15 protein-coding genes are annotated in these 13,905 nt (G+C 64.3%); 8 read left to right on the forward strand and 7 right to left on the reverse strand.

Annotated elements, in window-relative coordinates; genetic code table 11:
- Positions 1-53 precede the first annotated feature (53 nt).
- From hslU to hslV, 4 genes are all read right to left on the reverse strand, one after another.
- Positions 54-1,358: an ATP-dependent protease ATPase subunit HslU gene (gene hslU, locus SO140_RS25170; RefSeq protein WP_449380326.1), complete on the reverse strand. Its 1,305-nt coding sequence runs from the start codon at positions 1,356-1,358 to the stop codon at positions 54-56.
- Between the two features lie 53 nt (positions 1,359-1,411).
- Positions 1,412-2,029 carry a DUF2585 domain-containing protein gene (locus SO140_RS25175; RefSeq protein WP_449380327.1) on the reverse strand — a complete coding sequence of 206 codons (618 nt, stop codon included), beginning with the start codon at positions 2,027-2,029 and terminating at the stop codon, positions 1,412-1,414.
- A complete protein-coding gene (locus SO140_RS25180) occupies positions 2,026-2,511 on the reverse strand; it encodes a GNAT family N-acetyltransferase (protein WP_449380328.1) in 486 nt (161 codons plus the stop codon). Before SO140_RS25180 ends, SO140_RS25175 begins: the two co-directional genes overlap by 4 nt.
- A 187-nt stretch (positions 2,512-2,698) precedes the next feature.
- Positions 2,699-3,256 carry an ATP-dependent protease subunit HslV gene (gene hslV, locus SO140_RS25185; RefSeq protein WP_449380329.1) on the reverse strand — a complete coding sequence of 186 codons (558 nt, stop codon included), beginning with the start codon at positions 3,254-3,256 and terminating at the stop codon, positions 2,699-2,701.
- A 264-nt stretch (positions 3,257-3,520) separates the two neighbouring features.
- On the opposite strand from hslV, the gene hisB reads away from it, so the two are divergent.
- From hisB to coaA, 7 genes are all read left to right on the forward strand, one after another.
- Positions 3,521-4,114 (forward strand): imidazoleglycerol-phosphate dehydratase HisB, encoded by a 594-nt coding sequence (gene hisB, locus SO140_RS25190; RefSeq protein ID WP_449380330.1) that lies wholly within the window; start codon positions 3,521-3,523, stop codon positions 4,112-4,114.
- Positions 4,115-4,183: 69 nt separating this feature from the next.
- Positions 4,184-4,714: a DUF2628 domain-containing protein gene (locus tag SO140_RS25195; protein ID WP_449380331.1), complete on the forward strand. Its 531-nt coding sequence runs from the start codon at positions 4,184-4,186 to the stop codon at positions 4,712-4,714.
- Positions 4,711-5,361 carry an imidazole glycerol phosphate synthase subunit HisH gene (hisH, locus tag SO140_RS25200; protein WP_449380332.1) on the forward strand — a complete coding sequence of 217 codons (651 nt, stop codon included), beginning with the start codon at positions 4,711-4,713 and terminating at the stop codon, positions 5,359-5,361. The genes SO140_RS25195 and hisH overlap by 4 nt, the downstream gene beginning before the upstream one ends.
- Positions 5,349-6,092, forward strand: coding sequence for a 1-(5-phosphoribosyl)-5-[(5-phosphoribosylamino)methylideneamino]imidazole-4-carboxamide isomerase (hisA, locus tag SO140_RS25205; RefSeq protein WP_449380333.1), 744 nt, complete (start codon positions 5,349-5,351; stop codon positions 6,090-6,092). The genes hisH and hisA overlap by 13 nt, the downstream gene beginning before the upstream one ends.
- 111 nt (positions 6,093-6,203) lie before the next feature.
- Positions 6,204-6,980, forward strand: coding sequence for an imidazole glycerol phosphate synthase subunit HisF (gene hisF / locus SO140_RS25210; RefSeq protein ID WP_027525124.1), 777 nt, complete (start codon positions 6,204-6,206; stop codon positions 6,978-6,980).
- Between the two features lie 80 nt (positions 6,981-7,060).
- Complete coding sequence (locus SO140_RS25215) at positions 7,061-7,384, forward strand: phosphoribosyl-ATP diphosphatase (RefSeq protein ID WP_449380334.1); 324 nt, start codon at positions 7,061-7,063, stop codon at positions 7,382-7,384.
- 78 nt (positions 7,385-7,462) lie between these two features.
- Entirely contained in the window at positions 7,463-8,419 is a 957-nt protein-coding gene (coaA, locus tag SO140_RS25220; RefSeq protein ID WP_449380335.1) for a type I pantothenate kinase, read from the forward strand.
- 150 nt (positions 8,420-8,569) lie between these two features.
- On the opposite strand, the gene SO140_RS25225 is transcribed toward coaA, so the two are convergent.
- Positions 8,570-9,226, reverse strand: a complete 657-nt coding sequence (locus SO140_RS25225; RefSeq protein WP_449380336.1) for a CGNR zinc finger domain-containing protein — start codon at positions 9,224-9,226, stop codon at positions 8,570-8,572.
- A gap of 191 nt (positions 9,227-9,417) precedes the next feature.
- Between SO140_RS25225 and SO140_RS25230 the strand changes: the two genes are divergently transcribed.
- On the forward strand, positions 9,418-10,581 hold the full coding sequence (locus tag SO140_RS25230) for a branched-chain amino acid ABC transporter substrate-binding protein (protein ID WP_449380337.1): 1,164 nt from the start codon (positions 9,418-9,420) through the stop codon (positions 10,579-10,581).
- A gap of 145 nt (positions 10,582-10,726) precedes the next feature.
- Here SO140_RS25230 and SO140_RS25235 read toward each other — a convergent pair whose 3' ends face one another.
- Both SO140_RS25235 and SO140_RS25240 read right to left on the reverse strand, forming a co-directional pair.
- On the reverse strand, positions 10,727-12,961 hold the full coding sequence (locus SO140_RS25235; protein WP_449380338.1) for a PAS domain-containing hybrid sensor histidine kinase/response regulator: 2,235 nt from the start codon (positions 12,959-12,961) through the stop codon (positions 10,727-10,729).
- Between the two features lie 130 nt (positions 12,962-13,091).
- Positions 13,092-13,559 (reverse strand): hypothetical protein, encoded by a 468-nt coding sequence (locus tag SO140_RS25240; protein WP_449380339.1) that lies wholly within the window; start codon positions 13,557-13,559, stop codon positions 13,092-13,094.
- Positions 13,560-13,905: the final 346 nt, after the last annotated feature.

Raw genomic sequence — 13,905 nt, forward strand, 5'->3', positions numbered from 1 at the left:
GGTCCTGGCTTTCGCCAGGACGACAGCGGCATAATTAGCGCGACCGCCCGAAATTACAAAATAAACCGGCTTAGATCGGCGTTCTTGGCGAGGTCGCCGATGTGCTTCTGCACGAAGTCGGCGTCGATCCGGATGGTTTCGCCGTTGCGGTCGGGCGCGGTGAAGGAAATCTCGTCCAGCACCCGCTCCATCACGGTCTGAAGCCGCCGCGCGCCGATGTTCTCGACCGTCGAATTGACGGCGACCGCGATGTCGGCCAGCGCATCGATGGCGCCGTCGGTGATGTCGAGCATCACGCCCTCGGTCTGCATCAGCGCGACATATTGCTTGATCAGCGAGGCCTCGGGCTCGGTGAGGATGCGCCGCATGTCGTCGCGGGTCAGCGCCTGCAATTCGACGCGGATCGGCAGGCGGCCCTGCAATTCCGGCAAGAGGTCCGAGGGCTTGGCGACGTGGAAGGCGCCGGACGCGATGAACAGGATGTGGTCGGTCTTGACGGCACCGTGCTTGGTCGAGACGGTGGTGCCCTCGATCAGCGGCAGCAGGTCCCGCTGCACGCCTTCGCGCGAGACGTCGCCGCCGACGCGACCGTCGCGTGCGCAGATCTTGTCGATCTCGTCCAGGAACACGATGCCGTTGTTCTCGACCGCGCTGATCGCCTCCAGCGTGAGCTGGTCAGTGTCCAGGAGCTTGTCGGATTCCTCGTTGACGAGGATCTCGTGCGAGCCCTCGACCGTCAGTCGCCGCGTCTTGGTGCGGCCGCCGAGCTTGCCAAAGATGTCGCCGATCGAGATCGCGCCCATCTGTGAGCCCGGCATGCCCGGGATTTCGAACATCGGAAGACCGCCGCCGGTGGACTGCGTCTCGATCTCGATTTCCTTGTCGTTGAGCTCGCCGGCGCGCAGCTTCTTGCGGAAGGATTCCCGCGTCGCGGAGCTGGCATTGGCGCCGACGAGGGCGTCCAGCACGCGCTCCTCGGCGGCAAGCTGGGCGCGGGCCTGCACGTCCTTGCGCTTCTTCTCGCGCACCTGGGCGATGGCGACCTCGACGAGATCGCGCACGATCTGCTCGACGTCGCGGCCGACATAGCCGACCTCGGTGAATTTGGTGGCTTCAACTTTAAGGAACGGCGCGTTGGCGAGCTTGGCCAGCCGCCGCGCGATCTCGGTCTTGCCGACGCCGGTCGGGCCGATCATCAGGATGTTCTTCGGCAGTACCTCCTCGCGAAGCGAGCCGGTGAGCTGCTGGCGCCGCCAGCGGTTCCGCAGCGCGATCGAGACGGCGCGCTTGGCCTCGGACTGGCCAACGATGAAACGGTCGAGTTCGGAAACGATTTCGCGGGGAGAGAAGTCTGTCATGGGACCTTAGCTAGGGTCAGAAACCGGCCGGGACAAGTCGCATTTTGGTAGGGTCAGATGATCGGCGGACCGGATTGCCATTGTTTCACGGCCTCGATCGGATGGATCAGCATCAGAATATTGAGCGTCAGATTGTCGCGAATGTGGAGCGCCATCATGAGCTCGAAAGCGAGCCCGATCAGGACGATGATCGTGACCGGCAGAACGCGGGCCGTGAGGAAGCCGAGCACCATGAACAGCGTGTCAGAAACTGAGTTGACGATGCTGTCGCCGTAATAATCCAGCGAGATCGTGCCGGCGCGATAGCGCTCGATGATGAAGGGCGAATTCTCGACGATCTCCCAGCTGCCTTCGATCAGCATCGCGATCATCAGCCGTGCCGGCCAGGATAGTTGCAGCAACGGCAGGCGCGCGAACAGCAGCCAGGTCAATCCGTAGAACAGGAAGCCATGGAGGATGTGGGAGAAGCTGTACCAATCGGCGATGTGCTGGGAATTCTCCGAGCTGTTCACCACGCCGTGCCAGAGCTTGACATAGCCGCAGGTGCAGATCGGCACCCGGCCCATGGCAAGCAGAATCGAGGCCTGCAGCGCCAGCAGCAACAGCGCAATGCCGATCCAGTAGATCGGTGAAACCGCCGTCTTGATGGCGTGGGTTGGCGCTGAGGTCATGGATTGCGCATCATCAGCAACGACGGCCCGTCGGGTGTCTGCACCATGCCGACTGGCCCAAAACCCGCCTTTTCGTAGGCGCGCACGGCGCGAACGTTCAGCGGATCAGGATCGGTCACCATGCGCGGGAGCCCTTGCCGCAGCTTCTCATCGACGAACTGCCGGATAAACGACGAGCCATGCCCGCGTGTGATCATGTCGGCTTCACCGATGAAAAGGTCGATGCCACGTGTCCCCTCCGGCTGCGGCCCAAAGCCCGTATTCCACGCAGTCAGGCTGTAGCACTGAAGATAGCCGAACGGCTTGCCCTCGGCCAACACGATGAACTGGTCCATCGCGGGCTCAATGAGGTCACCGCTCACGAGGGCAAATTGCTCATCCGGATCGCCCCACCATTCCCGCACATGGGCCGCTTTCAGCCACCGCCGGATCAGCGGCAGGTCGGCCGCGATCATCGGGCGGAAGGTATAGGTAAGGGACATCTAGCAGCCCCATCGGTGGTGCGCCCCCTCTCCCGCTTGCGGGAGAGGGTTGGGGAGAGGGTGTCTCCGCTAGCAAGAGCCCCCAAGAGGCGAGAGCCCTCACCCGCGCCTTCGGCGCGACCTCTCCCGCAAGGGGGAGAGGTTAGACCGAGCCCGGAGCTGCGCTGTTCGTCCACAGATGGATCCTCTAGCCGCTCGACAGGCTTTCGATCGTCACGCTGCGGTTGGTGTAGACGCAGATATCGGCGGCGATGTCGAGCGAGCGGCGGACGATGGTCTCGGCGTCCTTGTCGGTGTCGAGCAGGGCGCGCGCTGCCGCCAGCGCATAGTTGCCGCCCGAGCCGATCGCCATCACGCCGGCCTCGGGCTCCAGCACGTCACCGGTCCCGGTCAGGACCAGGGAGACGTCCTTGTCGGCCACGATCATCATGGCCTCGAGCCGCCGCAGATACCGGTCGGTGCGCCAGTCCTTGGCAAGCTCGACCGCGGCCCGGGTCAGCTGCCCCGGATATTGCTCGAGTTTGGATTCCAACCGCTCAAAGAGTGTGAAGGCGTCGGCCGTGGCCCCGGCAAAGCCGCCGATCACGTCGCCCTTGCCGAGCTTGCGGACCTTTTTGGCGTTGGACTTGATCACGGTCTGGCCGATCGAGACCTGGCCGTCGCCGCCGACCACCACCCGGCCGCCCTTGCGAACCGTTACGATCGTCGTGCCGTGCCAGACCGAGCTGTTTTGCGGATCCTGCATGAAGTACCTCGTTGTCGGGCCTGATTTAGGCGGTCCGGCCCAAAGGCACAACCAGCGCACAACGGGCGCACAAAGGCCGCTCCGGGCCAATTCCGCTCACCATAGGCGGAAGTAGAGCCCTGCCCCGGCCATCCCGCAGTAGCGAAGGCGTCATTTGGCTGTTAAAAGACCGCCGTTTTCGGCCCGAACGAGCATGATCCGGAAAAGTGGGCACCGGTTTTCCGAGGAGATCATGCTCACACCTAAGAGTGAAAGCTCGCTTCAATGCGCACTGCGACGATCAAGCGCAAGACCAAGGAGACCGACATCGAGGTATCCGTGAACCTCGACGGATCCGGCGTGTCTGATATCGCGACCGGGATCGGTTTTTTCGACCATATGCTCGATCTCCTCGCCCGCCATTCCCGCATCGACCTCACGGTCAAGGCAGTGGGCGACCTGCACATTGATTATCACCATACGACCGAAGACACCGGCATCGCGCTCGGCCAGGCCGTCAAGCAGGCGCTCGGCAACATGGCGGGCATCACCCGCTATGCCAGCGTCCACATGCCCATGGACGAGACGCTGTCGCGCGTCGTCATCGACATCTCGGGCCGCCCGGTCCTGGTGTTCAAGGCCGACTTCCCCCGCGACAAGATCGGCGAGTTCGACACCGAGCTCGTGCGCGAATGGTTTCAGGCCTTCGCCATGAACGCCGGCGTGACTCTCCACGTAGAGACCCTATATGGCGAGAACAGCCACCATATCGCCGAATCCTGCTTCAAGGGTCTGGCGCGGGCGCTCCGCACCGCCGTGGCGATCGATCCGCGGGCGGCGGGCGAAGTGCCCTCCACCAAGGGCTCGCTCGGCGGCTGACAGCTCCGTCTCGCGGCGATGAGCGCCGCCGGCGGTATCAAATATCTTCTTAAGAACGGGGCATCCAACATGCCTGCCTACACAGTTCATGCTCCCGGCCCCAGCGGCGCGGACCTGCGCGCGACGGACAACTTCGTCTTCGTGCGCGACGGCTTTCATTTCTGGGCGATGGTCTTCGGCCCGTTCTGGCTATTGTGGCACCGGCTGTGGCTGGCGCTGCTCGGCTGGGTGATCTTCTTTGCAGCGTTCCAGGCTGGGCTTTCGAGCGTTGGCGCCGGCCGCTCCTCGATCTTCCTTGCAGATATCGTCCTGGCCCTCTTGATGGGCCTCGAGGCGTCGAGCCTGCGCCGCTGGACGTTGTCGCGCGGCAATTGGCGTCAGCTCGATGTCGTCATCGCCGACGATCACGACACTGCCGAGCGCCGCTTCTTCGAGCGCTGGAGCAAGACACAGCGCGGCATCGTCAATGATCAGTGGGCCGTCGATCGCGGCGGTCCACCGCCGACCCGGAGCGTCCCGGGGCAGCCATTCTCAAACCCGCCGCCGCTTCCATCCGGTGGCATTATCGGATTGTTTCCAGAACCGGGAGGGTCACGATGAGCGTCGCCATCATCGATTACGGTTCCGGCAATCTGCATTCTGCCGCAAAAGCCTTCGAGCGCGCCGCGCGCAGCATGGCGGACGGCCAGAAGGTCTTCGTGACGAGCGATCCGGATCAGGCCTACGGCGCCGATCGCCTGGTGCTGCCCGGCGTCGGCGCCTTCGCCGATTGCCGTCGTGGGCTTGATGCCGTCAACGGCATGGTCGAGGCGATCACTGAAGCGGTGCGCGTGAAGGCGCGGCCTTTCCTTGGCATCTGCGTCGGCATGCAGCTGATGGCGAGCCGAGGCAAGGAGCATGTCACGACGGACGGCTTGAACTGGATCGCGGGCGACGTCGAGAAGATCACGCCGCGCGACGAGAACCTGAAGATTCCGCATATGGGCTGGAACACGCTCGAGGTGTTGCGCGAGCACCCGGTGCTGGAAAAGCTGCCGCTCGGCCCGAAGGGCCAGCACGCCTATTTCGTGCACTCCTACCACCTCAATGCCGCCAACGAGGCGGACGTGCTCGCGCGCGCCGACTATGGCGGTCCGGTCACGGCGATCGTGGCCAGGGACACCGCGATCGGCACCCAGTTTCACCCCGAGAAGAGCCAGCGCTTCGGCCTCGCCCTGATCTCGAACTTTCTGAGATGGAAGCCGTGATCCTCTTCCCCGCTATCGACCTCAAGAACGGCCAGTGTGTGCGCCTGGAGCAAGGCGACATGGCGCGCGCCACGGTGTTCAACCTCGATCCTGCTGCTCAGGCTCAGAGCTTCGTCGCGCAGGGATTTGAATATCTCCACGTCGTCGATCTCGACGGCGCCTTCGCCGGCAAGCCGGTGAACGCGCAGGCCGTGGAGGCCATGCTGAAGACGCTTCAGATCCCGGTGCAGCTCGGCGGCGGCATTCGTGATCTCGCGACCGTCGAGGCCTGGCTCGCCAAGGGCATCACGCGCGTCATCATCGGCACGGCCGCCGTGCGCGACCCGGAGCTGGTGAAGAGCGCGGCGAAGAAATTCCCCGGCCGCGTCGCCGTGGGACTCGATGCCCGAGATGGCAAGGTTGCCGTCGAAGGCTGGGCCGAGACCTCAGAGGTGACTGTGCTGGAGATCGCGCAGCGTTTCGAGGATGCCGGCGTCGCCGCCATCATCTTCACCGACATCGCGCGCGATGGATTGCTGAAGGGCTTGAATCTCGATGCCACGATTGCGCTTGCCGACGCCATCTCCATCCCCGTGATCGCCTCCGGCGGCCTCGCCTCGATCGAGGACGTCAAGGCCATGCTGACGCCGCGGGCGAAAAAGCTTGCGGGTGCGATCGCCGGCCGTGCGCTCTATGACGGCAGGCTCGATCCCGCTTCTGCCCTCACCCTGATCCGCAACGCGCGCGCCTAAAGCGCGACGAAATCGGGATGAAGCTTCGTCGCGCTTTAGGTTTTTGCTTGAGCATGATCTTTTCGGAAAACCGCTTCGCACTTTTCCGGATCATGCTGTAGGAGACGACAGATGTTCAAGGTGCGCGTGATCCCCTGCCTCGACGTCAAGGACGGACGGGTCGTCAAGGGCGTCAACTTCGTCGACCTGCGCGATGCCGGCGATCCCGTCGAGGCGGCGATCGCCTATGACGCGGCCGGCGCCGACGAGCTCTGCTTTCTCGACATCACCGCGACCCACGAGAACCGCGGCATCATGCTGGACGTGGTCCGGCGTACCGCGGAAGCCTGCTTCATGCCGGTCACCGTCGGCGGCGGCGTGCGCAAGGTCGATGATATCAAGACGCTGCTGCGCTCGGGCGCCGACAAGGTCTCGATCAACAGCGCCGCGGTGTCGCGGCGCGAGTTCGTCAAGGAGGCCGCCGAAAAGTTCGGCGAGCAGTGCGTGGTGGTTGCGATCGACGCCAAGCGCGTCAAGCGCCCCGGCGGCTCCGATCGCTGGGAGATCTTTACGCATGGCGGGCGCAACTCGACCGGCATCGATGCCATCGAATATGCCCAGGAGGTGGTGTCGCTGGGTGCTGGTGAAATCTTGCTCACCTCGATGGACCGCGACGGCACCAGGCAGGGCTTTGACATCCCGCTGACCCGGGCGATCGCCGACAGCGTTCCCGTTCCCGTGATCGCCTCGGGCGGCGTCGGCAATCTCGATCATCTCGTCGACGGCATCCGCGACGGCCATGCGACCGCGGTGCTGGCGGCATCGATCTTCCACTTTGGGGAATTTACAATCCGCGAGGCCAAGGACCACATGGCCCGTCGCGGTCTGCCAATGCGGCTGGATGCCTGACGACTCCGCTTCGCAAAAATGCTACACAGGCAAGTCTGGACCGGCCGATGAGGCTGGCCATGTGTTTCTGAGTATTTCGTATGTCGCGTTTCACGATCCACGATCTGGCCGCAACCATCGAAGCCCGCGCTGCGGCTGGTGGCGAGGCGTCCTATACCCGCAAGCTCCTGGACAAGGGCGCGGAACATTGCGCGAAAAAGTTCGGCGAGGAAGCAGTCGAAACCGTAATCGCAGCAGTCGAAAACAATCGCGCGCATCTGATCGCTGAAAGCGCCGACCTGCTCTACCACTTCCTTGTGCTGCTCAAGGCGCGTGGCGTAAAGCTGGAAGAGGTCGAGGCGGCGCTGGACAAGCGCACTTCGATGTCGGGGTTGGAAGAGAAGGCAGCGCGCAAGAGCGAGTAGGGTTTTTATTCGAGCATGATCTTTACGGAAAACCGCTTCACACTTTTCCGGATCGTGCTCTAGTGGAGAAGCGGCGTCATGGATATCCGCGCACCCGAGCAGATCTATAATCCCTACCGCGTCTATACGCGCGAACAATGGGCGCGATTGCGCGACGATACGCCGATGACGCTGGAGCCGGGCGAGTTCGACCGCCTGCGCTCGCTGCACGACCGCCTCGACCTTCAGGAGGTCGAGGACATCTATCTGCCGCTGTCGCGGCTGCTGTCGATCTATGTCGACGCCATGCAGCGCCTGTATTATTCGCAGCGCCAGTTCCTCAACATCCGCGATCGCAAGATGCCTTACATCATCGGCGTCGCGGGTTCCGTCGCGGTCGGAAAGTCCACCACCGCTCGCGTGCTTCAGGCCTTGCTCGCGCGCTGGTCGCCGCGGCCGAAGGTCGACCTGATCACGACGGACGGTTTTCTCTATCCCCTTGCGGTGCTGGAACGGCAGGGCCTGGTGCAGAAAAAAGGTTTTCCGGAGAGCTATGACCTGCCGTTGCTGCTCAGCTTCCTCTCCGACATCAAGGCCGGCCGCCACCCCGTGCGCGCGCCGGTCTATTCGCATCTGACCTACGACATCGTGCCGAACCAGTGGGTCGAGATCGACCAGCCGGATATTTTGATCGTCGAGGGCGTCAACGTGCTGCAGACCGGCAAGCTGCCGCGTGACGGCAAGGCGGTGCCGGTCGTGTCCGACTTCTTCGACTTCTCGGTTTATATCGACGCTGACGAAGCAGCGCTGCGGCAATGGTATGTGAAGCGCTTCCTGGCGCTCAGGGACACCGCGTTCACCGATCCCAGGTCCTACTTCCACCGCTATGCGCCGCTGTCGGACGAGGAAGCGACCGCCACCGCGCTCGCGATCTGGGAGCGTACCAACCTCGCCAATCTCGAGGACAACATTCTGCCCACCCGCCCCCGCGCGACGCTGATCCTGAAGAAGGGCGCCGACCACGTGGTGGAGACCGTGGCGCTGCGACGGCTGTAGCCGCGTTGTTGTAGGGTGGGCGAAGGCGCCCGCTTCGCGCGTCGTGCCCACCACTTCTGTTGTATGCGTGGAGAGATGGTGGGCACGGCGCAAGAGCGCCTTTGCCCACCCTACGGCTGCGTCGATTGTGGCTACACCTCCAGATGCCGTTCAGCCTTTTCGCGCCTGTCTCTGTCTGTCACGCGCGGCACGCACCTTGGCGCGGTTGCCGCAGACGCGCATTTCGCACCAGCGGCGGCGATTGTTCTTGGTGGTGTCGAAGAACAGCCAGCCGCATTCCTGGCCGGCGCAGCGCCTGGTGCGCAAGAGGTCCTTCTCCATCAAGAGCGTCAAGGCGGACAGCGTGATGGGGCCGAGGATCGCAGCCTCGATGTCGCGGCGCGGATCAAACACCCAGATGTAACTGCCCAGGCGCATCCTCATCTCGGCGTGGCGCAGGTATTCCGCGTGGGCGGCTGACAAGAGATCAAGAGACCTGGCCGGGACCGGCCGCTGCTCGGCGAGCGCGGTGCCGATCGTCCAGATCAGCTCGCGCAGCTCGAGGGCGCGCCCGAAGGCGTGGCGCGCCCGACGCGGATGGCCCGACAGCTGGGCACGGATGTAGGCGCAATCGGAGGGCGGCATGACGCGGGCGTGCTCGACCCACTGCATCAGCGTGTCGAAATCCCTCAGGTGCTCCTGGTGCGCGGCAGAGCCGCGTGCCGACGACGTGTTGGTGAAATCCCATGCCAGTTCGCCGCCGACGAGATCGAGACTGCCGGCGCGGGAGGGTGGGAGCACGATTTTGGTTCGCGGGATGGTGCTCATGTGTAACCATCAAATTGCACAAAAAGAGCTCGCCGCGGCGTGCCGTACCGCCCTGCCCCAGACGAAGCCGCGTTATCTCAGGCATTTTCGAAGCCCCGCGCAAGGCAAAAACTGTAACCATCTATCGATTATTGACTGGCGACGGGGTGCGTGACAGCCTGATACCTCTAAAACGATCTTTGGAGGTTACCATGACCTGTCGTCGCGGCGCTCTCCCCCTGCTCGTGTCCGTTCTCGCTCTTGCGGCTATGGACCCGTCTGCCGCGCAACTGGCCGGCAAGGACGTCAAGATCGGCATCGGCGGTCCCTTGACCACGACCTCGGCCGGTTTCGGTGTCGAGATGAAACAGGCGGCGGAACTCGCGGTCGACGAGCGCAACGCGGCGGGCGGCGTCGCCGGCGCCAAGGTCGTTGCGACGGCGATTGACGACAAGGCCGATCCCGAGATCGGAAAGACGGTCGCCAAGGCGTTTTGCGATGATCCGGCCATTTTGGGCGTGGTCGGCCACGTCAACAGTGGCGTCGCCATCGCCACCGGCCAGATCTATGCGGACTGCTCGCTTGCGGTGATCACGCCGATGGCGTCGAATCCGAAAGTGACGGAGAGCGGCTTTGCCACCATCTTCCGCCTGACCAATCGCGACGACCGGAAAGGGCCGGGGTTGGCACGCTACCTGATGGAGAAGCTGGGCAAGAAGCGCGCGCTCGTGGTCGACGACGGGACGTCCTATGGCGTCGGCCTCGCCGACCAGTTCGTTGCGGGCTTCGGCGCCGGCGGCACCGTGGTTGCGCGCAAATCGGTCAAGGTCGGCGAGAAGGATTTTGCCGATTTCGTCAAATCGTGGCCTCGGGATTTCGACGTGCTGTTCTTTGCCGGCATTCGCGAAGGCGCGCTGATCCTCAAGGAGATGCGTGCGCAGGGCCTGACCCAGCTATTCAGCTGCGGCGACGGATGCTGGGACACCAAGGCCTTCATCCAGGCCGCCGACGGCGCGGCGACGACGGCCGAAGGCGTTCGCATTCTCTCCGCTGCACCCGCCATCGGCACGGTGCCCGGCTCGTCCGAGTTCGGCGCCAAGTACACGGCGAAGTACGGCCCTATCAACAACTATGCCGCGAGCTCCTATGATTCAGCGCGAGTGTTGATGACCGCGATCGCCGAAGCGGCCAAGGCGAAGGAAGGCGCGCCAACGCGTGCCGACGTCGTAGCGGCGTTGCGAAAATTGACCTTCCAGGGCATCGCCTATGCGAGGCCGGTGCAATGGACCGAGAAGGGCGACAACAAATCGGCCGTCATCTTCGTCAACGTGGTCGAGGGCGACCATTTCAAGCAGGTCGACCAGATCGGCGAGTGAGGTTTTGCCGGGCCGCTGCGCGCGCCGATGAAAGTGCCTAGGCAAAGGCGCGCCCTTCGCGTGCCGTGCCCACCACTTCTGTTGCATTCGTGGGAGATGGTGGGCACGCTTCGCTTTGCCCACCCTACCGCGGCGTCGGTCGTGGCTACACCGCCACATGCCGTGACGCTGCGAGGCCGGCGAGCGCCTCCTCCAGCTTCTCGCGGTCGAGGGGCTTGATCAAAAATCCGTCCATGCCCGCTTCGAAACAGGCGTAGCGATCTTCCACCAGCGTGTTCGCGGTCAGCGCCAGGATCGGCGTGCGGCGGCCGTCCTCACCTGCTTCATGCGTGCGGATGCGCATGGCCGCTTCGATGCCGTCGAGCTGCGGCATCTGGATATCCATCAGCACGAGATCATACGGTGTGCCTGCGGATTTCGCAGCTAACCAGGATTCCAGCGCCGCTTCGCCATGGGTTGCGATCACGACGCGGTGCCCAAGCCGCGTCAGCAGGGATCGCATCAGCAGCGCGTTGATCTCGTTGTCCTCCGCGACCAGGATCGACAGACCCTTTGTCACTGCGGGCGGCGTCATGGATGCCTCGGCCGGTGGCTCCGGCGCGAGCTCGGGCGAGGCGACTTCCGGCGTCAGCGACAGGCGCCCGGCGAGCGAGGCGGCACGCAGCGGCTTCACCAGGTAGCCGGTGAATGCCGGCGAGAGCTGTTCGTGCCGCGTGGCGGGCGTGAGCAGCACCAGCCGTTGCGCGGCGTGACCGCGGGCCGCGTCGCCAAGCCGCGCCGCCACCTCCGGACCGAACGCGCGATCGATCAGCACGGCATGCCAGGAGCGCTCCGGCAGCAGCGCCAGTGCGGCGTCGACGTCCGAGACCGTGCAGGTCTGGCCGCCCCAGCGCTCCAGCCGCCGCGCGATCAGCGACGCCTCGATGCCTAGGGCGGCGATCAGCAGGATCGATTTGCCGGTGAGGTCGGGACTAGGAAACGTGGTTTGTCCCGTGCTGGCCTGGGCTGGTGCGAGCGGAGTCGAGACCTCAAAGGTCGAGCCCCTGCCCGGCTCGCTCTCCAGCGTGATCCGGCCGCCCATGCGCTTGACGATGCGCTCGCTGATCGCAAGGCCAAGGCCGGTGCCGCCATAGGTGCGCGCGACGCGCTCGTCGGCCTGCTCGAATTCGCGGAAGATGCGCGACTGCGCCTCGGGCGCGATCCCGATGCCGGTGTCGCGTACGAGAAAGCTGATCTCGTTCGGCCACAGGCCGGGCTCGACGATCAGCGCCACGCCGCCATGCGCGGTGAACTTGATGGCATTGCCTGCGAGATTGAGCAGCACCTGGCGCAGCCGCGGGGCATCGCCGACGACGTCGAGCGGCAGGCGCTCGTCGACATACGCCGCGATCTCGAGGTTTTTTGACTGCGCACGCGGCGCGAGCAGCTCGGTGATCTCCTCGATCAGGGTCGACAAGGCGAATGGACGCTGCTCGAGGTCGAGCTTGCCGGCCTCGATCTTGGAATAATCGAGCAGCTCCTCGATCAGCGCGGTCAGCGCCTCGCCCGAGGTTTTTACCGCCCTTGCATAGGTCGTCTGCTCCGGCGTCAGCGTGGTGTCGAGCAACAGGCTGCTCATGCCGATGATGCCGTTGAGCGGCGTGCGGATCTCGTGGCTGGCCATCGCCAGGAAGCGCGACTTGGCACGGTTGGCCGCATCGGCCTGGTCGCGGGCCTCGGAGAGCGCGCGTTCGCTCTCGGTGCGATCGGTGACGTCGCGGCCGACGCTCTGGAGCTCGGCCGGCTGGCCGGCATCCAGCCGCACGAAGCCCTCGCGCCAGGCGACCCAGCGTGCGCCGATCGGTGTTGCGATCCTCTGGTCGTGGATGCGCGTGCCATTGCTTTCGAGTGCGCTGTCGCCCTGCTCCAGCACGTCGAAATTAAAGCGCGTGCCGATCAACGCGCCGCGCGCCTGGCCGGCAAGCTCGCAATAGGCGTCGTTGGCAAAGGTGATTCGTCCGTGGTGGTCACGCAGGACGATTAGATCGCCTTGCGATTCAAAGAGGCTGCGCGCGCGCTCTTCAGCTTCCTTCAGCTCCCAATTGCGATCGACCAGCGCCTCGTTATGCGTCGCGAGCGTGCGCAGCCGCTTGTTGACGAAGCGCAGCCGCATGCTGAGCGTGGCAAGCCCAAGGCAGGCGAGGGCGAACAGGAAGCTCGCGCCGATCGCAAAGGCGTTGGGATCGTAGCCGGACTTCTCGGCCCGGCTGCCGGCGATGAAGCCGTAGGCGCCGCCGAACGTCGCCGAGAAGATCATGAAGGAGCGGATCGCGAAGGCGATCCTGGGATGGCGGCGCCTGAAGCGACGCATGCGCACTTTGATCCGGAACGACCGACCCATCGCCAACGATCCTGACCCTTCCTGAAAGAAATTCCTTTGCCCGCCCTCGGTGACGATGTGTCGTCCGACCTTGCGAACAGTTTGAGGTTTTGCGGCCGGCTCGAAACAGGGTTGATGAGACGTTAACGTCTCAGAGCGAGGCCGCCTGCAGGTGTCGATGCCCGCCGGCCGCGCCAACGATCAGCGCGGCGGCATCGCGGGTCGAGAACGTTCTCGACCGCACATAGATGCGATAGTCGGCCGGGCCCTCGCTGGAGAGATAGATCACCGGGGCATCGCTGCTCGGATGCGCGGAGATCGCGACGAGGCGCGTTGCCGCGCTCGATTGGCAGGCGTCCGTCTCTGAAGTTGGGGTGTCGTCGACCAGGACGAAGTCCGCAGCCTCCGGCGTCTCGGTGATCTGTACGCGGACGGTGGCGCGGGTAGGGTCGTCGGAGAAAGCAACGTGCAGGCCGGCGGTCCAGGGCACCGATGCGAGCTCGACCGGGGTCTCGCCGACGGCGATGCAGGGATGCGATGCTGATCCGGGGCCGCCGCGCGCCAGCATCGCCGCTGCCATCAAGGGAACAACCGAAGCCAGGATCTTGAAACGCAACATGACACTCTACTCACCAAGGACTCGCGCAAGGCCGGGAAAACGGCCGAGATGAACGCGTGGGCCTTATGGTTTGCAGAGCGTAAAGGAAACTCGTTACCGCCGGGTTGATACGGATGCGCGTTACGCCAACTGGCGTACATCCTCCGCGAGTGCGCGGTAGGAGAGCGCCTCGGCGAGATGCAGCCGGCCGATCGTCTCAGTGTTGTCGAGGTCGGCTAAAGCGGGATGGGGTTAGGTTGAATCGATTTGGGATTCCCAAATCAGCTTGCTTCTGATTCACCATGCTGGCTGGACGGAGGCCAGCATGGATGGGCAAGCCGTACTCTCTGGATCTTCGCAAGCGCGT

This window comes from Bradyrhizobium sp. UFLA05-108, from assembly GCF_059803455.1.

What these genes read in the sequence shown, in the direction of transcription:
- hslU (WP_449380326.1), bottom strand. Translation starts at nt 1,358, where the DNA reads ATGACAGACTTCTCTCCCCGCGAAATCGTTTCCGAACTCGACCGTTTC.
- SO140_RS25175 (WP_449380327.1), bottom strand. Translation starts at nt 2,029, where the DNA reads ATGACCTCAGCGCCAACCCACGCCATCAAGACGGCGGTTTCACCGATC.
- SO140_RS25180 (WP_449380328.1), bottom strand. Translation starts at nt 2,511, where the DNA reads ATGTCCCTTACCTATACCTTCCGCCCGATGATCGCGGCCGACCTGCCG.
- hslV (WP_449380329.1), bottom strand. Translation starts at nt 3,256, where the DNA reads ATGCAGGATCCGCAAAACAGCTCGGTCTGGCACGGCACGACGATCGTA.
- hisB (WP_449380330.1), top strand. Translation starts at nt 3,521, where the DNA reads ATGCGCACTGCGACGATCAAGCGCAAGACCAAGGAGACCGACATCGAG.
- SO140_RS25195 (WP_449380331.1), top strand. Translation starts at nt 4,184, where the DNA reads ATGCCTGCCTACACAGTTCATGCTCCCGGCCCCAGCGGCGCGGACCTG.
- hisH (WP_449380332.1), top strand. Translation starts at nt 4,711, where the DNA reads ATGAGCGTCGCCATCATCGATTACGGTTCCGGCAATCTGCATTCTGCC.
- hisA (WP_449380333.1), top strand. Translation starts at nt 5,349, where the DNA reads ATGGAAGCCGTGATCCTCTTCCCCGCTATCGACCTCAAGAACGGCCAG.
- hisF (WP_027525124.1), top strand. Translation starts at nt 6,204, where the DNA reads ATGTTCAAGGTGCGCGTGATCCCCTGCCTCGACGTCAAGGACGGACGG.
- SO140_RS25215 (WP_449380334.1), top strand. Translation starts at nt 7,061, where the DNA reads ATGTCGCGTTTCACGATCCACGATCTGGCCGCAACCATCGAAGCCCGC.
- coaA (WP_449380335.1), top strand. Translation starts at nt 7,463, where the DNA reads ATGGATATCCGCGCACCCGAGCAGATCTATAATCCCTACCGCGTCTAT.
- SO140_RS25225 (WP_449380336.1), bottom strand. Translation starts at nt 9,226, where the DNA reads ATGAGCACCATCCCGCGAACCAAAATCGTGCTCCCACCCTCCCGCGCC.
- SO140_RS25230 (WP_449380337.1), top strand. Translation starts at nt 9,418, where the DNA reads ATGACCTGTCGTCGCGGCGCTCTCCCCCTGCTCGTGTCCGTTCTCGCT.
- SO140_RS25235 (WP_449380338.1), bottom strand. Translation starts at nt 12,961, where the DNA reads ATGGGTCGGTCGTTCCGGATCAAAGTGCGCATGCGTCGCTTCAGGCGC.
- SO140_RS25240 (WP_449380339.1), bottom strand. Translation starts at nt 13,559, where the DNA reads ATGTTGCGTTTCAAGATCCTGGCTTCGGTTGTTCCCTTGATGGCAGCG.